Origin of the sequence: Methylobacterium sp. 4-46, assembly GCF_000019365.1 — a bacterium.
Lineage (GTDB): Bacteria > Pseudomonadota > Alphaproteobacteria > Rhizobiales > Beijerinckiaceae > Methylobacterium.
Window position 1 is genome coordinate 2,620,412 of the sequence record NC_010511.1, and the last position, 22,156, is coordinate 2,642,567.

General features: G+C 73.5%; 19 protein-coding genes, 1 pseudogene and 1 CRISPR repeat array. Of the genes and pseudogenes, 15 read left to right on the plus strand and 5 right to left on the minus strand.

The window, feature by feature from the left end:
• Positions 1-92: 92 nt before the first annotated feature.
• The 4 genes and pseudogenes from fdhF to cas2 all read left to right on the plus strand — a co-directional run bounded on the left by fdhF (position 93) and on the right by cas2 (position 4,540).
• Positions 93-2,951 (plus strand): annotated as a pseudogene (gene fdhF, locus M446_RS11215) (formate dehydrogenase subunit alpha).
• Complete coding sequence (gene fdhD / locus M446_RS11220) at positions 2,938-3,789, plus strand: formate dehydrogenase accessory sulfurtransferase FdhD (protein WP_012332222.1); 852 nt, start codon at positions 2,938-2,940, stop codon at positions 3,787-3,789. The pseudogene fdhF and the gene fdhD overlap by 14 nt, the downstream one beginning before the upstream one ends.
• Entirely contained in the window at positions 3,786-4,028 is a 243-nt protein-coding gene (locus M446_RS11225) for a formate dehydrogenase subunit delta (protein WP_012332223.1), read from the plus strand. Before fdhD ends, M446_RS11225 begins: the two co-directional genes overlap by 4 nt.
• A 227-nt stretch (positions 4,029-4,255) precedes the next feature.
• Positions 4,256-4,540 (plus strand): CRISPR-associated endonuclease Cas2, encoded by a 285-nt coding sequence (gene cas2, locus M446_RS11230; RefSeq protein WP_012332224.1) that lies wholly within the window; start codon positions 4,256-4,258, stop codon positions 4,538-4,540.
• Between the two features lie 181 nt (positions 4,541-4,721).
• A CRISPR array of direct repeats spans positions 4,722-5,277; the repeat unit is 31 nt; unit sequence ATCGCCCCCTCGCGGGGGCGCGGATTGAAAC.
• A gap of 259 nt (positions 5,278-5,536) precedes the next feature.
• On the opposite strand, the gene M446_RS11235 is transcribed toward cas2, so the two are convergent.
• Positions 5,537-6,073, minus strand: a complete 537-nt coding sequence (locus M446_RS11235; RefSeq protein ID WP_012332225.1) for a cytochrome b — start codon at positions 6,071-6,073, stop codon at positions 5,537-5,539.
• A gap of 11 nt (positions 6,074-6,084) precedes the next feature.
• On the minus strand, positions 6,085-6,816 hold the full coding sequence (locus tag M446_RS11240; protein WP_012332226.1) for a RibD family protein: 732 nt from the start codon (positions 6,814-6,816) through the stop codon (positions 6,085-6,087).
• Between the two features lie 87 nt (positions 6,817-6,903).
• Here M446_RS11240 and ribA point away from each other — a divergent pair, with 87 nt between their 5' ends.
• Positions 6,904-8,016 (plus strand): GTP cyclohydrolase II RibA, encoded by a 1,113-nt coding sequence (gene ribA, locus M446_RS11245; protein WP_012332227.1) that lies wholly within the window; start codon positions 6,904-6,906, stop codon positions 8,014-8,016.
• 49 nt (positions 8,017-8,065) lie between these two features.
• Here the strand turns inward: ribA and M446_RS11250 are convergent, their stop codons facing one another.
• Entirely contained in the window at positions 8,066-8,830 is a 765-nt protein-coding gene (locus M446_RS11250; protein ID WP_012332228.1) for a class I SAM-dependent methyltransferase, read from the minus strand.
• 78 nt (positions 8,831-8,908) lie between these two features.
• On the opposite strand from M446_RS11250, the gene M446_RS11255 reads away from it, so the two are divergent.
• From M446_RS11255 to greA, 5 genes are all read left to right on the plus strand, one after another.
• Positions 8,909-9,682 carry a helix-turn-helix transcriptional regulator gene (locus M446_RS11255; protein ID WP_012332229.1) on the plus strand — a complete coding sequence of 258 codons (774 nt, stop codon included), beginning with the start codon at positions 8,909-8,911 and terminating at the stop codon, positions 9,680-9,682.
• Positions 9,683-10,021: 339 nt separating this feature from the next.
• A complete protein-coding gene (locus tag M446_RS11260; RefSeq protein ID WP_012332230.1) occupies positions 10,022-12,109 on the plus strand; it encodes a methyl-accepting chemotaxis protein in 2,088 nt (695 codons plus the stop codon).
• Between the two features lie 369 nt (positions 12,110-12,478).
• A complete protein-coding gene (locus M446_RS11265) occupies positions 12,479-13,030 on the plus strand; it encodes a hypothetical protein (RefSeq protein ID WP_012332231.1) in 552 nt (183 codons plus the stop codon).
• A 120-nt stretch (positions 13,031-13,150) separates the two neighbouring features.
• Positions 13,151-14,137, plus strand: coding sequence for an MDR family oxidoreductase (locus tag M446_RS11270; RefSeq protein ID WP_012332232.1), 987 nt, complete (start codon positions 13,151-13,153; stop codon positions 14,135-14,137).
• 69 nt (positions 14,138-14,206) lie between these two features.
• On the plus strand, positions 14,207-14,668 hold the full coding sequence (gene greA, locus M446_RS11275; RefSeq protein WP_012332233.1) for a transcription elongation factor GreA: 462 nt from the start codon (positions 14,207-14,209) through the stop codon (positions 14,666-14,668).
• Here greA and M446_RS11280 read toward each other — a convergent pair.
• Positions 14,652-15,551, minus strand: a complete 900-nt coding sequence (locus tag M446_RS11280; protein WP_012332234.1) for a LysR family transcriptional regulator — start codon at positions 15,549-15,551, stop codon at positions 14,652-14,654. The genes greA and M446_RS11280 overlap by 17 nt on opposite strands.
• Before the next feature lie 120 nt (positions 15,552-15,671).
• On the opposite strand from M446_RS11280, the gene wrbA reads away from it, so the two are divergent.
• On the plus strand, positions 15,672-16,271 hold the full coding sequence (gene wrbA / locus M446_RS11285) for an NAD(P)H:quinone oxidoreductase (RefSeq protein WP_012332235.1): 600 nt from the start codon (positions 15,672-15,674) through the stop codon (positions 16,269-16,271).
• A 175-nt stretch (positions 16,272-16,446) separates the two neighbouring features.
• On the opposite strand, the gene M446_RS11290 is transcribed toward wrbA, so the two are convergent.
• Positions 16,447-17,460: an L-threonylcarbamoyladenylate synthase gene (locus M446_RS11290; RefSeq protein WP_085984464.1), complete on the minus strand. Its 1,014-nt coding sequence runs from the start codon at positions 17,458-17,460 to the stop codon at positions 16,447-16,449.
• Positions 17,461-17,550: 90 nt separating this feature from the next.
• Here M446_RS11290 and M446_RS11295 point away from each other — a divergent pair, with 90 nt between their 5' ends.
• From M446_RS11295 to M446_RS11310, 4 genes are all read left to right on the plus strand, one after another.
• Positions 17,551-19,329 (plus strand): acyl-CoA dehydrogenase, encoded by a 1,779-nt coding sequence (locus M446_RS11295; RefSeq protein ID WP_012332237.1) that lies wholly within the window; start codon positions 17,551-17,553, stop codon positions 19,327-19,329.
• A 131-nt stretch (positions 19,330-19,460) separates the two neighbouring features.
• Positions 19,461-20,225: an enoyl-CoA hydratase-related protein gene (locus M446_RS11300; protein ID WP_012332238.1), complete on the plus strand. Its 765-nt coding sequence runs from the start codon at positions 19,461-19,463 to the stop codon at positions 20,223-20,225.
• A complete protein-coding gene (locus tag M446_RS11305; RefSeq protein ID WP_012332239.1) occupies positions 20,222-21,094 on the plus strand; it encodes an SDR family NAD(P)-dependent oxidoreductase in 873 nt (290 codons plus the stop codon). Before M446_RS11300 ends, M446_RS11305 begins: the two co-directional genes overlap by 4 nt.
• 205 nt (positions 21,095-21,299) lie before the next feature.
• Positions 21,300-22,154 carry an SDR family oxidoreductase gene (locus tag M446_RS11310; protein ID WP_012332240.1) on the plus strand — a complete coding sequence of 285 codons (855 nt, stop codon included), beginning with the start codon at positions 21,300-21,302 and terminating at the stop codon, positions 22,152-22,154.
• Positions 22,155-22,156: the final 2 nt, after the last annotated feature.

The following is a 22,156-nucleotide window of genomic DNA, read 5'->3' on the forward strand; positions in this document are numbered from 1 at the left end:
CAATCGGTCGGATCACGAGCCCGCGCGGCGCCTGAGCGAAGCCGATCTCCGCCTTGCGAAGCAATCAACCGGAAATCCTGAAGAGGCGTCCCATGCCGCTGATCAAGGAAATCGACTACGGCACCCCGATCCGCGTGGCCGAGAAGACCGTCACGCTGACGATCGACGGTGAGCGCGTCACGGTCCCGGCCGGCACCTCGGTGATGGCCGCCGCCGTGACGGCCGGGACCCAAATCCCGAAGCTCTGCGCCACCGACAGCCTGGAGCCCTTCGGCTCCTGCCGCCTGTGCCTCGTCGAGATCGAGGGGCGGCGCGGCACGCCCGCCTCCTGCACCACCCCGGCCGAGGACGGCATGGTGGTCCGCACCCAGTCGGACAAGCTCGCCCGGCTGCGCAAGGGGGTGATGGAGCTCTAGATCTCCGACCATCCCCTCGACTGCCTGACCTGCGCGGCCAACGGCGACTGCGAATTGCAGGACATGGCCGGCGCGGTGGGGCTGCGCGAGGTCCGCTACGAGGAGGGGGCGAACCACGTCGCCAAGTCCTCCGACCTCTACCTGCCGAAGGACGAGTCGAACCCCTACTTCACCTACGACCCGGCGAAGTGCATCGTCTGCAACCGCTGCGTCCGGGCCTGCGAGGAGGTGCAGGGCACCTTCGCGCTCACCATCGCGGGCCGCGGCTTCGACTCGCGCGTCGCGGCGGGGCCGACGACCTTCTTCGAGTCGGAATGCGTGTCCTGCGGCGCCTGCGTGCAGGCCTGCCCGACCGCCACGCTCACCGAGAAGTCGGTCATCGCGCACGGCCAGCCCGAGCACGCGGCCGTGACGACCTGCGCCTATTGCGGCGTGGGCTGCGCCTTCAAGGCCGAGATGCAGGGCACCCGCGTGGTGCGCATGGTCCCCTCCAAGGACGGCAAGGCCAACGAGGGCCATTCCTGCGTCAAGGGCCGCTTCGCCTACGGCTACGCCACCCACCGCGACCGCATCACCAAGCCGATGATCCGCGAGCGGATCACCGATCCCTGGCGCGAGGTGACCTGGGAGGAGGCGATCGCCCGCGCCGCCTCCGAGTTCAAGCGCATCCAGGCCCGGTACGGCCGCGACGCGGTCGGCGGCATCACCTCCTCGCGCTGCACCAACGAGGAGGCCTACCTCGTCCAGAAGCTGGTGCGCGCGGCCTTCGGCAACAACAACGTCGATACCTGCGCGCGGGTCTGCCACTCGCCGACCGGCTACGGGCTCAAGACCACGCTGGGCACCTCGGCCGGCACGCAGGACTTCAAGTCGGTCGAGGCCGCCGACGTGATCCTGGTGGTCGGCGCCAACCCGACCGACGGGCACCCGGTCTTCGGCTCGCGGATGAAGAAGCGGCTGCGCCAGGGCGCCAAGCTGATCGTGGCCGATCCGCGCCGGATCGACCTCGTGAAGTCGCCCCACATCCGGGCCGACTACCACCTGCCGCTCAGGCCCGGCTCCAACGTCGCCTTCGTCAACGCGATGGCGCACGTGATCGTCACCGAGGGGCTGGTGGACGAGGCCTACGTGCGCGCGCGCTGCGACCTCGTCGATTTCGAGGTCTGGGCGCGGTTCGTGGCCGAGGCGCGCCACGCGCCCGAGGTGGTCGGGCCGATGATCGGCGTCGATCCGGCGGACCTGCGGGGGGCCGCCCGGCTCTACGCGACCGGCGGGGCCGCGGCGATCTATTACGGCCTCGGCGTCACCGAGCACAGCCAGGGCTCGACGATGGTGATGGGCCTCGCCAACCTGGCGATGGCGACCGGCAACATCGGCAAGCCCGGCGCGGGCGTGAACCCGCTGCGCGGGCAGAACAACGTGCAGGGCTCCTGCGACATGGGCTCGTTCCCGCACGAGCTCTCGGGCTACCGGCACGTCTCGGACGACGCCACCCGCGAGACCTTCGAGGCCCTCTGGGGCGCGCGCCTGTCGCCGGAGCCGGGCCTGCGCATCACCAACATGCTCGACGAGGCGGTCGGCGGCGGCTTCAAGGGCCTCTACATCCAGGGCGAGGACATCGCCCAGTCGGATCCCGACACGCACCACGTCACGGCCGGCCTCCGGGCGATGGAGTGCATCGTCGTCCAGGACCTGTTCCTGAACGAGACCGCGAAGTACGCCCACGTCTTCCTGCCGGGCGCCTCGTTCCTGGAGAAGGACGGCACCTTCACCAATGCCGAGCGGCGCATCAGCCGGGTGCGCAGGGTGATGCCGCCGCTCGGGGGCTACGCCGATTGGGAGGGCACGGTGATGCTCTCGAACGCCCTCGGCTATCCGATGCGCTACGAGCACCCGTCCGAGATCATGGACGAGATCGCCCGGCTCACCCCGAGCTTCGCGGGGGTCTCCTACGCGCGGCTGGAGGAACTCGGCTCGATCCAGTGGCCCTGCGACGCGCAGGCGCCCGAGGGCACGCCGATGATGCATGTCGACCGCTTCGTGCGCGGCCTCGGGAAGTTCATGATCACCGAGTTCGTGCCCACCGACGAGCGGACGACCGCCAAGTACCCGCTGATCCTCACCACCGGCCGGATCCTCAGCCAGTACAATGTCGGGGCGCAGACCCGGCGCACCCACAATTCGCGCTGGCACGAGGAGGACGTGCTGGAGATCCACCCCTTCGACGCCGAGACCCGCGGCATCGTGGACGGGGACCTGGTGGCGCTGGAGAGCCGCTCGGGCGACATCGCCCTGCGGGCCCGCGTCACCGAGCGGATGCAGCCGGGCATCGTCTACACGACCTTCCACCACGCCAAGACCGGCGCCAACGTGATCACCACCGACTATTCGGACTGGGCCACCAACTGCCCGGAATACAAGGTGACGGCGGTGCAGGTCCGGCGTACGAACCGGCCCTCCGATTGGCAGGCCCGGTTCTATGAGGAAGACATCTCCCTCACCCGCATCGCCCAAAGCCTCGATGCGGCCGAGTAGCGGCGGCGACGCGGCGGCCGAGACGGCCTCCCGCGTCCCGACCCTGGTCGTCGCCTACGACGATCGCGCGGCGCGGGAGGACACCCGCCCGCTCGCCGTCGAGATGCCGGTCAACGTGATCTACGGCAGCGTGCCCTACGCGGTGATGATGACCACCCCCGCCGACCTCGTGGACTTCGCCTACGGGTTCAGCCTGACCGAGGGCATCGTGCGCGGCGCCGAGGAGATCCGCGGCGCCGCGGTCGAGCCGGGGGAGGGGGGCCTGCGGCTGCTGGTCGACCTCGCGCCGGGGCGGCTGCGCGAGCACCTCGCGCGCAAGCGCGCCATGAGCGGGCGCACGGGCTGCGGCGTCTGCGGCATCGACGACCTCGCCGACATCCCGCGGGCCGAGGCGCGGCCCGAGGCAGGGGTGCGGGTGGGGATCGGGGCGGTGGCGCGGGCGCTCGTCGCCCTCGACGGGCAGCAGGTCCTCAACCGCGAGACGCGGGCGGTCCACGCGGCGGCCTGGGCGGATCTCGACGGGGAGATCCTGGCCGTGCGCGAGGATGTCGGCCGCCACAACGCCCTCGACAAGCTGATCGGCGCGCTGATGCGGGCCGGCACCGACCCGGCGGCGGGGTTCCTGGTCATCACCAGCCGCTGCTCCTTCGAGATGGCCGAGAAGGCGGCGAGCTTCGGCGCTGCGGTACTCGTGGCGATCTCGGCGCCGACCTCGCTGGCGGTCGAGCGCGCCCGGGCCAACGGCCTCACCCTCGCGGCGATCGCCCGCCGCGACACCGTCACGATCTTCACGAGGCCCGAGCGCCTCGTCCTCGCGCCACCGGAGGAGACCGCATGAGCGCCGCCGACCAGACCGCGAAGCTGATCCGCATGGCGAACCAGATCGCCACCTTCTTCCATCCCTACCCGGAGGAGGAGGCGGTCGCGGGCATCGCCAGGCACGTCAAGGATTTCTGGACGCCGAAGATGCGCGACGCGCTGGCGGCCGCCTGCGCGGACGGCGCGGCCGGCCTCGATCCGCTGGTGCTGCGGGCCTTCGGCGCCGCCCCGCGGGACGCGCAGCCGCGGGCGGCGTAGCCCGGCGCCGCCCACCCGTCTCACCGGCCCCGGATGCGGACGCGCCGGGCCGTCGACCCTCGCGAACGGCCGCGACCGAGCCGACGGCTTGGGCATACCATCGCCTTGGCGACGCTTCGGGACCGGACCCGACGCTCGTGGGACATGACCCGCGGTCTCGTATCTCGGCGCGTCGGCCGCTTCCTCGCCCGGGTCGAGGGGCCGCGCACCGGGAACGTGCTGCCGCGGTGCTCATTCCTTCCGGCGTGAACGCCCGGGCGCCGGCCGGGCGCAGCCGGCTGCGCCGCGTGGCCCGTGCCTGCCTCGACGTGGGGCAGCCTGTGCAGAACTCGGTCTTCGCGTGCGAGGTCGACCCGGCCCAGTGGATGGCCCTGCGCGACCGACGCGTCGGGCTGGTCGACCCGCAGCGCGAGTCCCTGCGCTTCGACCGTCTCGGTGCCGAGGGGCGACGGCGCACCGCGCATGTCGGCGCCAAGCCCATCCCGGATCTCGACGGGCCGCTCGTCTTCTGAGGCGCGCGAACCGCAAGCGCCCAGGCGTCCTCCGGACGGTTCGCGCAGGACGTAACGCGCTGACCAACCAAGCCGATCAGGATCGCGCTCTCCACCCCGCGGGCCGCCGCACGCCGCTGTCCGGCCGGTTCGCGCGAACGGCCGGAATTGCGCTGATCCCGCCGTTGGTTAGAGTGGCGCCATCGCCCCCTCGCGGGGGCGCGGATTGAAACGTGCACGATACGACCGGCATGGGGGCGGGTGACGCATCGCCCCCTCGCGGGGGCGCGGATTGAAACTGTCTCCGTCCGCCTACAACGGGTTGATCACCCGATCGCCCCCTCGCGGGGGCGCGGATTGAAACTTGCTGCGGCCTTGATCGTCATTCGATCCTGGCATCGCCCCCTCGCGGGGGCGCGGATTGAAACGTCACGCATTGGATGCCCGTCCCTGAACCGCCGCCATCGCCCCCTCGCGGGGGCGCGGATTGAAACTGAGCATGACGGCATCGCTTCAGACACCCTCCGAGGATCGCCCCCTCGCGGGGGCGCGGATTGAAACCGCTACGAGGAGCTCAATCAGTTCATTATGGCCGGATCGCCCCCTCGCGGGGGCGCGGATTGAAACAACGCAAGCGCGACGCCGGTTCGACTTCGGCTTTATCGCCCCCTAGCGGGGGCGCGGATTGAAACCAGTCGTACCAGACCTCGGGCGGGCGGCTGCCGAGATCGCCCCCTCGCGGGGGCGCGGATTGATAAAGTAGCTTGGGCCGAGTGGCGCCCGCTCACCGGGGCCGCCCTCGCGCGGGCAGGGCAGCCAAATCGGGCGAGCGGCATTGGACGGGAGGGGTGAAGACAGACTCAGGGAGCGGCGCGACGAGCCGGAGCGCCGCCCATGAGGCCTCCGCCCATGAGCCTCACGCTCCGCCGCAAGGTCGCCGGAGGGGACCCCGCAACCATCCCCGACCCCGCTCCCCGTCACCCTCGATGCGGAACCCCGGGGCCAGGACCGTCGCCGTCACGCCCCGCGGCCCGGCAGCATCCGGCGCAGCGTCGCGTCGCGGCGCACGAAGTGGTGATGCAGGGCGGCGCCGACGTGGATCGCCACCACGGTGACCAGCAGGAAGGCCGCCGCCACGTGGACGGAGAGGATCTTCTCGCCGACCGGCATCCCGCCCGAGATCGGCAGCGTGACCGGGACCGCACCGAACCACTCCACCGGCGCGCAGCAGGCGGAGGTGCCGGCCCAGCCGAGGAGCGGCACCAGCAGGATCAGCCCGTAGAGCGCGAGGTGCGAGGCGCGCGCCGCCCGCCGCTGCCAGGCCGGCAGCCCCGGCACCAATCCGGGCGCGCCGCGCGAGACCCGCACCAGCACGCGGGCGAGGATCAGCGCCAGCGCCGTCAGCCCGAACGACTTGTGCAGCTCGAACAGCCGGTTCTGCAGTTCCCCCTCGCCGATGTTGGTCATCACGATCGCGACCGGGACGAGGCCGAAGATCAGCGCCGCGATCGTCCAGTGCAGGAATTTCTGGGCCGCGGAGTAGCGGGACGGCATCGGCTCTCCCCTCAGGTCTCGGCGCAGCGGCGCAGGTCGCAGTCGAACAGCACGTCGCCGTCGCAGAGCAGGTAGCTGCGGGTCGCCGGCCGCAAGGCCTCGCGCAGGGCGGCGATCGGCCGCAGGTCGAGGCCGGGGCGGCCGGAGCCGAGCAGCAGCGGCGCCACCATCACGTGGAGCCGGTCGATCGCCCCCGCGTCGATGAAGGCCGAGATCGTCCGCGCGCCGCCCTCGATCAGGATCCTGGCGAAGCCGAGCCGGCCGAGGGCCGCGATCACCGCCCGGGGCGGGAAGGGCGAGGGCTCCTCCATGCGCAGGACCTCGACCCCCGGCGGCACCCGCGCCTGCGGCCCGCAGACCAGGATGCGGCGCGCCCCGTCCTCCCGCAGGCACTGCGCGCCGGGCGGGATCCGTCCGGCCGGGTCGATGATCACCCGGGCGGGACTGTGCCCCGGAACCCGGCGCACGGTCAGCAGGGGATCGTCCGCCAGCACGGTGCCGATCCCGACCACGATCGCGTCCACGTGGGCGCGCAGGCGGTGGAGATGGTCGAGCGCGGCCCCCCGGTTGATGTATTTCGAGTCGCCCGACAGGGTCGCGATGCGCCCGTCGAGGGATTGACCAAGCTGGGCAATCACGAAAGGTTGAACGGTGGAACCTTCCGACAGGGGCGAGAAAAGCGTGGCCGCCACCCCATCTGTGCCCTGGCCCGCGCCGAGCCCCGTCCAGGGCTGCGCGGCCATCCATCCCTCTCCTGCGTCATCCACCCCGGCCTTCATCACGATCTCCCGACGCGGTTCGGTCCCGGGCGGCACGTCCACGAGTTGCTGATGTCCATGACCGTCACGATTGTAGAAGAGCGGCTCGGCCGCGAACAGGTCCAGGTCGAGCGCGCCGTCGCCGAGATGCGCGCCGGTCGTCCGGTGGCGATCGCGGGCGAGACCTGCGCCGTCGCCGTGAGCGCCGAGGCCGTGTCGCCCGAACTCGCGGACGCGCTCCAGCGCTTCGGCACCGGCGCGCACCTCGTCCTGCCGGCCCCGCGGCTGCGCCGGATCGGGCTGGCGAATCGCTTCGAGGCGGGCTGCGTCGCCATGCCGGAGATCGACCCGGAGCGGATCGTGTCGCTCGCCCTGCGGGTCGACGGCCGCATCGACGCGCCCGTCTGCTGCCCGGCCCGGGCCGACGCCGTCGCCCTCGAACTCGCCCGGCTCGCTCAGGTCATCCCGGCCGTGCTGGTGGTGCCGGTGCCGGCGCCGCCCGGCGATCTCGTCGCGGTCGAGCCCGGTGCGGTCGAGGCTTTCCGCACGCGCCAAGCCGCCGCCCTGCAGATCGTCAGCCGCGCGCCCGTGCCGCTCGACGGGGCGCCCGAGACGGAATTCGTGGTCTTCCGCGGCGGCGAGGGCCTGCGCGACCAGGTGGCGGTGGTGATCGGCCGGCCCGATCCGGCGCAGCCGGTCGCGGTGCGGGTGCACTCGGCCTGCCTCACGGGCGACCTGTTCGGCTCGCTGAAATGCGATTGCGGCGACCAGCTCCGCGGCACCGCCAAGTGGATGGCGCAGAACGGCGGCGGCATCATCCTGTACCTCGACCAGGAGGGCCGCGGGAACGGGCTCGCCAACAAGATCCGCGCCTACGCGCTCCAGGCCAAGGGCTACGACACCTACGCGGCCGACGAGATGCTGGGGTTCGGCCTCGACCAGCGCCGCTTCGACTTCGCGGCCGCGATGCTGCGCTGCCTCGGCGTCGCCTCGGTGCGGGTGCTCAGCAACAATCCCGAGAAGGTCGCGGCCCTGGCGGCGGCCGGGCTCGCGGTGGTGGGCGAGCAGCGGGCCCTCGGCCGGGTGACGCCCGAGAATGCGCGCTACCTCGCGGCCAAGCGCGACGTCGCCGGCCACGCCCTCGATCTCGGCGCCTTCGCCTGCGCGGAGGTCTCCGGCAGCTAGACGACGGCCCGACGGCGCGACGCGGGCGCCGTTGGGCCTGCGAACCCGGTCAGGCCGCCCGCGCCTCGACCATCAGCACGTCGAGCAGGAAGGATCCGTCCGCCTCGATCGCGAAATGCTCCCGGACCGGGGCCGAGGCCAGGGCCTGCAGGGCGCGGATCGCCGCCACATGCGCCTCGGGCGTGCGCATCCGGGCGATCCAGGTCGGGAAATCCATCCGCACGCGCCACGTCCGGCAGGCCTCGATCACGAAGCCGCAGCGGGTCAGCATGCCGGTCCATTCCGCGGCGCTGTAGTCGCGCACGTGCGAGGGGTCGCGCAGCAGCTCCACCGCCTGAAGGTGGGTGTCGAGGAGCGCGGCGCCGGGCGAGCACCCGTCCATGACGATCATCGGGGCGCCCCGCGCCGCCACGCGCCGGGCCTCGCGCAGGCCGCCCTCCACGTCGCGCCAGTGGTGGGCCGAGAAGCGGGTCGCCACGAAGTCGAAATGCCCGTCCGGGAAGGGCAGGCGCTCGGCCGGCGCCTCGACCGTCTCGATCCCCGACAGGCCGCGGGCGGCGGCATTCGCCGCCACCGCAGCCAGCATCTCGGCCGAGAGGTCGCAGGCCGTCACGGCGCGCGCGTGCCGGGCCAGCCGGTAGGCGACGTGGCCGCCGCCGCAGCCGAGATCGAGGGCGCGCCGCGGCGCGGCCGCCGCCGCGATCGCGTCGAGGGCCGCGAGGTCCTCGCCCGCGGCATGCACCGCGCTCTCCACGTAGGCCGCGGCCTGCGGGCCGAACTGCGCCGTCACCAGGGTCTCGTGCGATCTGTCCATCGGGGTCCCTCCGATCCGCATCCTGCCCGACCCGCAGCCTGGTACAAGTTGAGGGTTTATCCTGGTATGAGCGCTGCCATGCTGGGACCCGACGAGCGGCGCGACCTCGGCGCCTTCCTGCGCGCGCACCGCGAGCGCCTGCGCCCCGAGGCGCCGACCGGCCGGCGGCGCACGCCGGGGCTTCGCCGCGAGGAACTCGCCGCGCGGGCCGGCATCAGCGCGACCTGGTGCGCCTGGATCGAGCAGGGGCGGGAGGTGCAGGTCTCGGCCCAGGCCCTCGGTCGCCTCGCGAGCGCGCTCGGCCTCACCCGGGCGGAGCGGGCCTACCTGTTCGACCTCGCCGGCCGGAAGGACCCGCGGGCCGCGCCGCCCGATCCCGGGGCCGACGCGCCCGCCTCCCTGCGGGCCGCCGTCGCCGCCTTCGCATCCCCGGCCTACGGGCTCGACCGGCTCTGGACGCTGTGCTGCTGGAACGAGGCCGCCCGCCGCCTGTTCGGCGGCTGGCTCGAGACCGCGGCCGGCCCGAACCTGCTGCGCTTCGTCCTGCTCGATCCGGCGGCGCGGCGGCTGATCCCCGACTGGGACGAGCGCGTGCGGCGCGTGATCGCCGAGTTCCGGGCCGATTTCGGCCACGGCCGCGCCGATCCGCGGGCGCGGGCGCTGGTGGCGGCGCTGCGCCGCGAGAGCCCGCTCTTCGCCGTGATCTGGGAGGAGCAGGACGTCCGCGACCGCACCGGCGGCCTGCGCCGCTTCCTGCACCCGGAGGACGGCCCGGTGACCTTTCTCCAGCACAGCTTCAGCCCGGCGGACCGCCCCGATTGCAAGCTCGTCCTGCTGGTGCCGTGCGGCTGAGCGCGCCGGCGCCCGGCGCCGGGCCGCGCGCGTGACGCGTCGCGGATGCCGGGGGTCGACCCCTCGCGCATGGGCCCGGCGCGCCGGGCCGACGGCGGCAGCCGCGAGGCGCCGCCGCGGAGCGAAATTCGGCGCCGGACGCGGGCGATGATGCCGATCGATTACCAAACGTCAGGAAAATCGATCTAATCCGAATGACGTCGGCAAGCCGATAGACGGGCGGCGCGGTTGTCGGATCCCACCACGCGAGCGCGCGCGCTTCGTCGAAGGCATCTTCGAAATTCTCTGCGCGGCCGATCGCCGGGTGGTCCGCTTGGGTCCGTTGAGCAGGGGAATACAATGAGATTGGCAAGGCTGCTTCCGACGATCGTACTCGCGCTCGCCCTGCTCGGCTGCGGGCTGGCGCTCTGGATCGGCCTCGACCACGAGCGCCGCCTCGACACCTACGCGGTCGCCCTGACCCGGCTGAAGGCCGCCAAGGCGCTCGCCGAGATCCCGGCCACCGCCAATCCGGAACGCGGCGTCATCCAGCTGCAGCTCGGCACCGTGGCGCCCGGCGACACCTCCCAGAGCCAAGCCCTGACCGACGCCCGCAAGCCGACCGACGCCGCCTTCCAGGCGGCGCAGGGTGCGGTCGCAGACCTCGTCGCCGCGATGCCCGCCCTCGCGCCCGTTCGGGCCGAACTCGACCGCCAGCGGGAGGTCCTCGCCGACCTGCGCCGGCGCAGCGAGGAGGTGATCCGGACCGTACCGATCGACCAGCGGGCCAGCGCCGCGCAGGCCACGATCGACACCACGACCGGGATGAACGAGGCGATCACCGGCATGATCCAGGCGCAGCTGGAGGCGATCGCGGAGGCCGACGGCGTCGCCTACGGTGCCGGCACTCTCGCCATGAGCGTGTGGGAGCTGCGCGACGTGGGTGGACGCTCGGCGGGAATTCTCATGAACCTGCTCGCTCAGGGCAGGCCGGTGCCGGAGGCGACCCGCACGACGCTCACCCAGCTGGACGGGCAGGTGCTCTCGATCTGGACCCGCATCGCCGCGGCCGGCGCCCGCCCGACCACCGCGCCCGCCCTGCGCGAGGCGATCCGGCAGGCCACCGCCGGCTACTACGAGCCCTTCAAGGCCCTGCGCGCCACGCTCGGCACGGAATTCGCTACCGGCCGCTTCAGCGTGGATGTGAAGCGCTTCCGCGACGTCGTGCTGCCGATGTGGGGGATCGTGCTCACCATGCGCGACGCCGCCTTCGACAGCGCGATCGCGCGGATCGAGGACCTCTCGGCCCGGGCGCGGTCCGAGGCCCGGCTCGCCTGGCTCACCCTCGCGTCCATGCTGGCCATCGCCGCCGCCGCCTTCTGGCTCATCCGGACCCGCGTCACCCGGCCGCTCGCCGCCATGACCGCCAGCATGCACCGCATTGCCTCGGGCGACCTCGACGCCGCCATCCCGGGCGTCGGCCGGCGCGACGAGATCGGCTCGATGGCCGAGGCCGTCCACGTCTTCCGCGACGGGCTGGCCCGCAACCGCACCCTCGAGGCCGAGGCCGAGGCCGCCCGCCGCGACGGCGAGGCCGTGCGCCGGCGCGCCATGACCGAGCTGGCCGACGCCTTCGAGCACTCGGTCGGCGGCATCGTGCAGGTCGTGTCCTCGGCCGCCACCGAACTCCAGGCCACCGCCCAGCACCTGACCGGCTCGGCCGACCACGCCTCGCGCCAGTCGCGCACCGTCACCGCCGCCGCCGGGCAGGCCGCCGGCAACGTCACCGCGGTGGCCGGCGCCGCCGAGGAGCTCGGCAGCTCGGTCGTCGAGATCGGCCGGCAGGTCGAGCACGCGGCCCAGCTGGCGAGCGGGGCCGTCCACGAGGCCACCGCGACCGCCGCCATCGTGGCGGACCTGTCGGCGGGCGCCTCGCGGATCGGCGCGATCATCGAGATGATCTCCGGGATCGCCGGCCAGACCAACCTGCTGGCCTTGAACGCCACGATCGAGGCGGCGCGGGCCGGCGAGGCGGGGCGCGGCTTCGCGGTGGTGGCCGCGGAGGTGAAGAGCCTGGCCGAGCAGACCGGCAAGGCGGCCAGCGAGATCGCCGGGCAGGTCTCGGCGATCCAGGGGACGATGCAGCGGGCGGTTCCGGCGATCGAGGGCATCTCGCGCACGATCGCGACGATCAACGCCACGGCCGCGGCGATCGCCGCGGCGGTGACGCAGCAGAGCGCGGCCACGCGGGAGATCGTGCAGTCGGTGAGCCACGCCTCGGCCGGGACCTCGGAGGTGACGACCACGATCGCGGATGTGGCCCGGGCCGCGGCCGAGACCGGGGCGGGGGCGGACCAGATCCTGGCCTCGGCGAGCGAGCTGGCGCGCCAGGCTGAGGTGCTGCGGGCCGAGATGGTGCGCTTCGTGGCCTCGGTCCGGGCCGCCTGATTCGAATCCGACGGATTGCTTTCGCCATGCGGATGGCGGCTTCGCTCAAGCGCCGCGCGGCCTCGCATCCGCGCCCCGTTCCTCGCCCGGACCGGCGCGCGGCGCCCCGTCTTCCCACCCGGCATTAAGCTTAATCGGGTCCAGCGCGCTCACCGCGCCACCCATACTCCCCGCAAGGACTGCCCGGACGCGCAGAATCTTATGGGAACCTCTCCGTCTATGTCGCAAATACGTAGTAATTTCCGAGGGCGATTTTACCCTTGCGGGGGTTTCGACTTGCCGCCGAGCCCGGGATCCGGCTTCGATGCGGCCACGCGCGGCCTGCCGCCGCCGGCCACCGACCGTCCGATTCCCGTTAAGGAGTACCCGATGACCGCTCCGGTCGCCCGCCTTCCGCTCCTGCTCGCCGCGGCAGGCCTCGCCGCCTCCGCGCTGCCGGCCGTGGCCGGCGGCTACGGCTACGGCTGCGCCTCCGCCGAGTGCTACCGGCACGTCACCACGCCCCCGGTCTACGGGACCGTGTCCGAGCAGGTCATGGTGCGGCCGGCCCGGACCGTGACCCACGTGGTGCCGCCCGTCTACGACACGGTCGCCGAGAAGGTGATGGTCTCGCCGGGCGGTCGCGTCTGGCAGACCTCCTACGACGCCAACGGCCAGCTGGTCGGGTGCTGGGTGACCACGCCGCCGCAATTCGCCGTCCGCCAGCGGCGGGTGCTAGTGCGCCCGCCGCAGGTGGTGCCGGAGGTCATCCCGCCCGCCTACGCCACCTATCAGCGCCGCGTGCTGGTCGAGCCGGCCCGGTCCGGCTGGGTCCCGGCGGGCGGCTATGGCGGCTCCGTCGGCTATCCGGGCGTCTACGCGCCGGCCCCGACCACGCCCTTCGGCCTCACCGCGGCCTCGTTCTCGCTCGGCGGCTACTGACCCCCGGGCCGGACCTTTCGGGCCCGGGACCGCCGCGAAACGGGTGGGCGAGGCGGCGTTCCGCCTTGCCGCGACCGCGCGGGCGCCCCACAACCGCCCCTTGAAGACGGGGAGGGGCGCATGGCGCAGTTCCGGGCCATCGTGATCGAGAAGGGCGAGCAGGGGCAGACCGTGGCCCTGAAGGCGTTCGACGAGGCCGACCTGATGGAGGGTGACGTCACCGTGCGGGTGACGCACTCGACCCTCAACTACAAGGACGGGCTGGCGATCACCGGCGCGCTGCCGGTCGTGCGCCGTTTCCCGATGATCCCGGGCATCGACTTCGCCGGGGTCGTCGAGCAGTCGAACCATCCGGACTGGAAGCCGGGCGACGCGGTCGTGCTGAACGGCTGGGGCACCGGAGAGACCCATCTCGGCGCCTACGCGCAGAAGGCGCGCGTGCGGGGCGACTGGCTGGTTCCCCTGCCGGCGAGCTTCACCCCGCAGCAGGCCATGGCGATCGGGACGGCCGGCTACACCGCGATGCTCTGCCTGTTGGCCCTCGAACGGCACGGCCTCGCGCCCGAGAAGGGGCCGGCGGTGGTGACCGGGGCGGCGGGCGGCGTCGGCTCGGTGGCGGTGGCGCTGCTCGCGGCGAATGGCTGGCGGGTGATCGCCTCGACGGGGCGGTCGGAGGAGGAAGCCTACCTGCGCGACCTCGGGGCCGCCGAGATCATCGACCGGGCCGAATTGTCGAAACCGGCCAAGCCCCTCGCCAAGGAGCGCTGGGCCGCGGGGATCGACACGGTGGGCGGGGCCACGCTGGCCAACCTCCTGTCGATGACCAAGGCCCTCGGCGCCGTCGCGGCCTGCGGCAATGCCGGGGGCATGGACCTTCCGACCTCGGTCGCCCCCTTCATCCTGCGCGGCGTCGCCCTCCTCGGCATCGACAGCGCCATGGCGCCCCTGCCGCTGCGGCGCGAGGCCTGGAACCGGCTCGCCCGCGACCTCGACCCGGCCAAGCTGGCCGCCATGACGACCACGATCGGCCTCGACGAGGTGCTGACCGCGGCGCCCGAGATCCTGGCCGGCCGCGTCCGTGGCCGGGTGGTCGTGGCGATCACGTGATCATCCTGCCCGCCGGAAACTCACGCCCCGGGCGGGAACCTTGACCTTGCTCCGCGCATTGCCGTTTTCATGAGCATCGCCTTCGTCCGTGAGCCGGAGGGCGGGGAGGCCTTCGAGGACCTGCCCGACCGCCCGCTCTCCCCCCACCCCAACTTCGTCACCCCGCAGGGGCTCGCCCTGATCGAGGCTGAGCTGGAGCGGCTGCATGCCGAGCACGCCGCGCTCAGCCCCGACGACAAGGCCGGGCTGGCGCGCACGAACCGGGACCTGAGGTACTGGACGGCGCGCCGCAACTCGGCCCAGGTGATCGAGCCCACGCCCGGTGACACGGTGCATTTCGGCTCGACCGTGGTGGTCGAGCGCGAGGACGGCAGTCGCCAGACCTACCGCGTCGTCGGCGAGGACGAGGCCGATCCGGCCAGGGGCTCCATCGCCTACGTGGCGCCGCTCGCCCGTGCGCTCACCGGCAAGCTGGCCGGCGACGTGGTGCGGGTCGCCGACCACGACGTCGAGATCATCGAGGTGCGCTGACCCCGCGTCCCTCGATGCAGTCGCGCAGGCGGCCGATCTCGGTCGCCACGAAGTCGAGGAACGCGCGCACGCGCGCCGCGTGGCGCAGATCCGCGTGGGTGAGCAGCCAGAGCCCGGCCGCGAGGTCCGGCTCGGGCTGCGAGAGGCGGATCAGGCCCGGCCTGCGATCGCCCGCGAGGCAGGCCAGGGGCGCGATGCCGATCCCCGCCTCCACCGCCGCCACCAGCGCCGAGACGGTGTCGAGGCGCAGGACGACCCGGCCCGGATCGGCCCGGGCCGCGACGTAGCGGGCGACCTTGGCGGCGCCGGTCTCCTGCGCGAGCGAGACCCAGCGGCGCGCGGCCGGGGGCGTCTCCGTCCCGTCCTCCGCCCGCCCGTAGAGCGCCCAGGCGATGGTGGCGAGGCGGCGCCCGACCAGGGTGTCGGGCGGCTCGTCGGTGGCGCGCAGGGCGACGTCGGCGTCGCGCTTCGACAGGTTCAGCGGCCGGTTGGACAGGACGACGTCGAGGCGCACCTCCGGGTAGCGGTCGGCGAAGCGGGCGAGGAGCGGCGCCAGCAGGTCCGTGAACAGGGAATCCGCCGTCGTCACCCGCAGCTCGCCGGACGGGGCGAGGAGCTGCCCGTCGAGGCGGCGCGAGAAGCCCGCGACGTCCTCCTCCATGCGGGCGGCGACCCGGACCATCGCCTCGCCGGCGGGCGTCGGCGCGTAGCCGGCGCGGTGGCGCTCGAACAGCATGGTGCCGAGCGCCGCCTCGATCTGGCCGAGGCGCCGGAACGCCGTCGAGGCGTTGATGCCGAGCCGCTCGGCGGCGGGCGCGAGCCCGCGCTGGTCGGCGATCGCCTTGATCAGGCGGAAATCGTCCCAGGCGAGCGTCTTCGCCACGGCGTCGCGTGCACTCCTGCAAGATCGCGCTTGCAGTTTAGGCCATTCCGTCGCGGCGGGCGATCCCCGATGGTGCCGGCAGCTCGGCCCGCGCCGCTGGCGGTCGACATGGAGGTTGCGATGGCGAAGGTTCTGGTTCTCTACTACTCCACCTACGGCCACATCGAGCAGATGGCCCACGCGGTCGCGGAGGGCGCCCGCGAGGCGGGGGCCGAGGTCGACGTCAAGCGCGTGCCCGAGCTCGTGCCCGAGGATGTCGCGCGCAAGTCCCACTTCAAGCTCGACCAATCGGCGCCGCTCGCGCGCGTCGACGAGTTGCCGAACTACGACGCGATCATCTTCGGCACGCCGACCCGCTACGGCAACATGGCGTCCCAGATGAAGAACTTCCTCGACCAGACCGGCGGCCTGTGGATGAAGGGCGCGCTGGTCGGCAAGGTCGGCTCGGTCTTCACCTCGAGCGCCTCGCAGCATGGCGGCCAGGAATCGACGATCCTCAGCTTCCACACGGTGCTGCTGCACCACGGCATGGTGCTGGTGGGCCTGCCCTACGCCTTCCAGGGCCAGCTCGGCGTGTCGCAGGTGATGGGCAACTCGCCCTACGGCGCTTCGACCATCGCGGACGGCGACGGCAGCCGCCAGCCCTCGCCGATCGAGCTCGACGGTGCCCGCTACCAGGGCCGGCACGTGGCGGGCATCGCCGCCAAGCTCGCGGGCTGAAAGCCCCAAAGACAAAGGCCCGGAACCTGTCCGGGCCTTGCTCAAAGAAAAAGGCCCGGAACCTGTCCGGGCCTTGGAAGGGGGAAGGCCGATGGGGGCTTGAGATGGCCTTCGATGAACCATTAACGCCACCCCACCGCGGCCGGTTCCGCCGGCCGCTCGAATTTTTTCCGGCTCAGCGCGGGGCCGCCGCCCGCGCCAGCCGGTCGGCGATGGCCTCGCCCAAACCCTCGCGCGGGATCGGCGTGACGGCGATCGTCGCCGCTCCCGAGGCGTCGAGGGTGCGCAGGGCCGCGAAGAGCCGCGACGCGGCCTCCGCCAGGTCGCCCCGCGGGCTGAGATCGAGCCGCGCCGCCGCCGCCGCCAGACCGGGCGGCCGGGCGCCGCCGAACAGCAGCGCCGCCTCGCCGGGCCGGATCTCGGCCGCGTCGAGGCGGAGCGCGGCCCGCGGCGCGTAATGCGAGGCGAGCAGGCCGGGCGAGACCGGCGCCGCGCCCGCCGGGGCGGCCGCCCGGAGCGGGCCGCCCAGCACGGCTTCGAGGGCCTCGCGCGGAACGCCCCCCGGCCGCAGCAGGCGCGGGGCATCGTCCAGGCAGGCCACGATCGTCGATTCCACCCCGACCGGGCAGGGACCGCCGTCGAGCAACGCCGCGATGCGGCCGTCGAGATCCGCGAGCACGTGCTCGGCCCGGGTCGGGCTGACCCGCCCGGAGCGGTTCGCCGAGGGCGCCGCGATCGGCCGGCCGACGGCGCGCAGCAGGTCGCGCGCGAGGGGCGCGGCGGGCACCCGCAGCGCCACGCTGTCGAGCCCCGCCCGGGCGAGGTCGCAGACGCTCCCCTCCGGAGCGCGCGGCACCACCAGGGTGAGCGGGCCGGGCCAGAAGGCCTCGGCGAGGCGCGAGGCCTGCGCGCCGAACACGCCCTCGCGCCGCGCGGCCGCGGCCTCGGGCAGGTGGGCGATCAGCGGGTTGAAGCGCGGGCGCGCCTTGGCGGCGTAGATGGCCGCCACCGCCGCGCCGTCGGTCGCGTCGCCGCCGAGGCCGTAGACCGTCTCGGTCGGGAAGGCGACCACCGCGCCGGCCCGCAGCAGCTCCGCCGCGGCCGCGACCCCGGCGGCGTCGCCCGCGAGCCGCAGGGTCGCCCGACCCGTTGACCCGAATTGGTTCACATGTAAACTATCTTCCGGCATGACAGCGGCCCTAGCCTCGGGCACGGCTTCGCGTCAAATGACGAGGCCCCGGCCCGCGCGGCCGGGCGGCGCTGTCCCGGGAGGATCCGCATGAGCTTTCGCGCACCGGTGGCCGAGATGGCCTTCACGATCCGGCAGGTGGCCGGGCTCGACCAAGCGATCGCCGAGGGGCTGCACGGGGACCTCACCGCCGACCTCGCCGAGGCGATCCTGGAGGAGGCGGGCCGCTTCGCCAACGACGTGGTGGCGCCGCTCAACCAAGTCGGGGACAGGCAGGGCGCCGTGCTGCGGGACGGCGCCGTGACGATGCCGCCGGGCTTCCGCGAGGCCTACCGCGCCTGGAGTGAGGCGGGCTGGAACGCGCTGCCGGGCCCGGAAGCCTACGGTGGACAGGGCCTTCCGCTCCTGCTCAACGCGGCCTGCGTCGAGATGTGGAACGCCGCCTCGATGTCCTTCGGGCTCGGGCCGCTGCTCACGGCGGGCGGGGTCGAGGCGCTCGCCGCGCACGGCTCGGAGGAGCTGCGCGCGCGCTACCTGGAGAAGCTCGTCACCGGCACCTGGACCGCGACCATGAACCTCACCGAGCCGCAGGCCGGCTCGGACCTGTCGGGGCTGCGCACGAAGGCGGAGCCCGCCGGCGACGGCACCTACCGGATCCGGGGCGAGAAGATCTACATCACCTGGGGCGAGCACGACCTCACCGACAACATCATCCACCTCGTCCTGGCGCGGCTGCCCGACGCGCCCGCCGGCACGCGGGGCATCTCGCTCTTCCTGGTGCCCAAGGTGCTGCCGGACGGGCGCCGCAACGACCTGCGCTGCGCCGGGCTGGAGCACAAGCTCGGCATCCACGGCTCGCCGACCTGCACGATGGTGTACGGCGAGGGGGAGGGCGCGGTCGGCTGGCTCGTCGGCGAGGCCAATCGCGGCCTCGCCTGCATGTTCACGATGATGAACAACGCCCGCCTCTGCGTCGGCCTGCAGGGCGTCGGCATCGCCGAGCGGGCCACCCAGCAGGCGCTGGCCTATGCCCGGGACCGGCGCCAGGGCCGGGCCGCCGGCGGGACGGAGGGCATGAGCCCGATCATCGGCCATCCGGACGTGCAGCGCATGCTGCTGACCATGAAGGCGCTGACGGGGGCGTCGCGGGGCATCTGCTACCTCACTGCCGAGGCGCTCGACCGGGCGCACCGCGCCCCGAGCGAGGCGGAGCGGCGCGAGGCGCTGGACCGGGCCTCGCTGCTCACCCCGGTCGCCAAGGCCTTCTCGACCGATATCGGCATCGAGGTGGCCTCGCTCGGCATTCAGGTCCACGGCGGCATGGGCTTCGTGGAGGAGACCGGGGCGGCCCAGCACCTGCGCGACGCGCGCATCGCGGCGATCTACGAGGGCACGAACGGGATCCAGGCGATCGACCTCGTGACCCGCAAGCTGCCGCTCCGGGAGGGCGAAATCGTCCGGGCGCAGATTGCCCGGATGCGCGGCCTCGCCGAGCGGGCGCTGCGCGAGGGCGGTCCGGCCTTCGGGCTGACGGCGCCGCGCCTGCGCGAGGCGGTCGAGAGCCTCGACCGGGCGACGAGCTTCCTGCTGCGCGCGCTGCGCTCGAACCGGCCCGAGGAGGCGCTGGCGGGGGCGACGCCCTACCTGCGCCTGTTCGGCCTCGCGCAGGGCGGGGCGACGCTGACCCAGGCGGCGCTGGCCGCCCAGGCCGCCGCCGCGTCGGGCGACACCGATCCGGCCCATCCGGCCCGCGTCGCGCTGGCGCGGTTCTTCGCCGAGAACCTCGCCACGGCGGCCCGCGGGCTGGAGGACACCGTGACCTCCGGGGCCGGCTACCTGCAGGACGCGCCGCTCGCCCTGGCGAGCTGAGCCCCTCCGGAGCCCCGACGAACGCCGCCCGCGCCCCGGCCGGACCGGAGCGCGAGCCTCCCCCTCCGCGGGGGCACGCCGCGCCGCGACGCCGCGTCCCCCGATCCCGTCACCACGACCGAGGACGTCCCATGACCGAGCTTGTCAGGATCACCCGGGAGGCGGGCGGTGTCTGCCTGATCCGGCTGGCCCGGCCGGAGAAGAAGAACGCGCTCACCGGCGCCATGTACGACGCCATGCGCGAGGCGCTGATCGCGGCCGACGCGGACGGGTCCGGCACCGGCGCCATCGTGTTCGCGGGCGGCGAGGGCGCCTTCTCGGCCGGGAATGACATCGCCGATTTCGTGGCGCGGGCGGGCGCCGCCTTCGGCGACGCGCCCTCGCTGCGCTTCATCCGCCAGCTCTCGGTCACCCGCACGCCGATGGTCGCCGCCGTCGACGGGCTCGCCATCGGCATCGGCACGACGCTGACGCTGCATTGCGACCTCGTCTACGTCTCGCCCCGGGCGCAGTTCCGCACCCCCTTCGTCGATCTCGGGCTCGTGCCGGAGGCGGCGTCGAGCTACCTGCTGCCGCGCCGGGTCGGCCTCGCCAAGGCGAGCGAGATCCTGATGCTGGCCGAGCCCTTCGGGGGCGAGGAGGCCTTGCGCCTCGGCCTCGCCAACGCCCTCCTGCCGAGCGACGCGCTCCTCGACCACGCGCTCGCCCAGGCCGCCAAGCTCGCCGCCAAGCCGCGCGGCGCCCTCGCGGCCACGCGCGCCCTGATCCGCGGCGACCACGCCGCCGTGGCGGCGGCCCTGGACGCGGAGGTCGCGGCCTTCGACGCCGCCCTGCGCTCGCCCGAGGCGCAGGCCGCCTTCCGGGCCTTCCTGGACAAGAGCAAGAGCCGGGGATGAGGCCCGCCGGCGTCCCGGACCTGTCGAACCGGATCTGCCTCGTCGCCGGGGCCTCGCGGGGCGTCGGGCGCGGCATCGCCCGGGCGCTCGGCGAGGCGGGCGCCACCGTGATCGTCACCGGGCGCTCCAGCGAGAGCGGCCCGCGCACGGAGGGCCGCCCGGAGGTGCTGGAGGATGCCGCCCGCGAGGTCGACCTCGCCGGGGGGCGGGGCTTCCATTACCTCTGCGACCACACGCGCGAGCAGGCGGTCGACGGGCTGGTGCACTGGGCCCTGCGCCGCTTCGGCCGCCTCGACCTGGCGGTGTCGAGCGTCTGGGGCGGCCACGAGGGCTTCGACGGCGAGCGCTTCCCGGACGGGGCCGCCTGGGGCGACCCGTTCTGGCGCCGGGCCGCGACCCCGCTCGGCCACGCCCTGCGATCGGGCCCCTATGCGGGGCTCCTCCTCGCCCGGGCGGTGGCTCCGGCGATGGTCTCGGCCAAGACCGGGCTCGTCGTCTTCGTCTCCTTCGGGACCGAGGACGGCTATCTGGGGGACCTGTTCTACGATCTCGCCATGGCGGCCACCAACCGGCTCGCCCTCGCGACCGGGGCCGAACTCGCCCCGCGCGGGGTCACGGCCCTCGCCCTGGCGCCCGGGCCGGTGCGCACCGAGCGCGCCCTCTCGGCCGGGACCGACCCGACCGGGGCCGAGAGCCCCCTCTACGCGGGACGGGCCGTGGCGGCGCTGGCGGGCGATCCCGCCGTGGCCGCCCAGGCCGGTCGCACGCTCCACGTCGCCGACCTCGCCCGCACCTACGGCTTCACCGACGAGGACGGGTCTCAGCCGCAGCGCTTTCGGCTCGGAGGCGGAGCGGCGGATGGCGATTAGAGCGTGTTCCGACGACGGGGATGCCGGTCCGTCGAAGCCGACGCGGCACCATCGACGACCCGGAGCAGCGTCCGATCGCAGCGTGATCGGGCGTCGCTCCGGCGGGCGGCGATCCGCGACGCGCGTGTTCGCAAGAGATCGCGGACCGAATCCCACGTGACGGATTGAGGCCGAATCGTCGCCACTCGCCCCAACGGAGTTCCCCATGTCACTCAAGGGCAAGACCCTCTTCATCACCGGCGCCTCGCGGGGCATCGGGCTCGCCATCGGGCTCAGGGCGGCCCGCGACGGCGCGAACGTGGCGATCGCCGCCAAGACGACCGAGCCGCACCCGAAGCTGGAGGGCACCATCCACACGGCCGCCGAGGCGATCGAGCGGGCGGGCGGGACCGCGCTGCCCCTGGTCGTGGACGTGCGCGAGGAGGCGCAGGTGCGGGAGGCGATCGACGCCACCGCGGCGCGCTTCGGCGGGCTCGACATCGTGGTGAACAACGCGAGCGCGATCTCGCTCACCACCACCCCGGCCACCGAGATGAAGCGCTTCGATCTGATGCATCAGATCAACACGCGCGGGACCTACGTCGTCTCGAAATACGCGATCCCGCACCTGGAGCGGGCGGAGAACCCGCACATCCTGATGCTGTCGCCGCCCCTCGACATGCAGGAGAAGTGGTTTTCGCCGCACCTCGCCTACACGATGGCGAAGTTCGGCATGTCGCTGTGCGTGCTCGGCCTCGCGGGCGAGCTGCGCCGCAAGGGCATCGCCGTGAACGCGCTCTGGCCGCGCACCACGATCGCGACCGCCGCGGTGAGGAACCTGCTCGGCGGCGACGCGCTCATGCAGGCGAGCCGCACCCCCGAGATCCTGGCCGACGCCGCCTGGCGCATCTTCCAGAAGCCGGCGCGCGCGTTCAGCGGGCAGTTCCTCATCGACGACAGCTTCCTCGCCGCGGAGGGCGTCACGGACTTCTCACACTACCGCGTCACACCGGGCGTGCCGCTTGCGCCCGACTTCTTCGTGCCGGATACGAGCGTGCCTCCGCCCCACGCCCTCGACTGAGC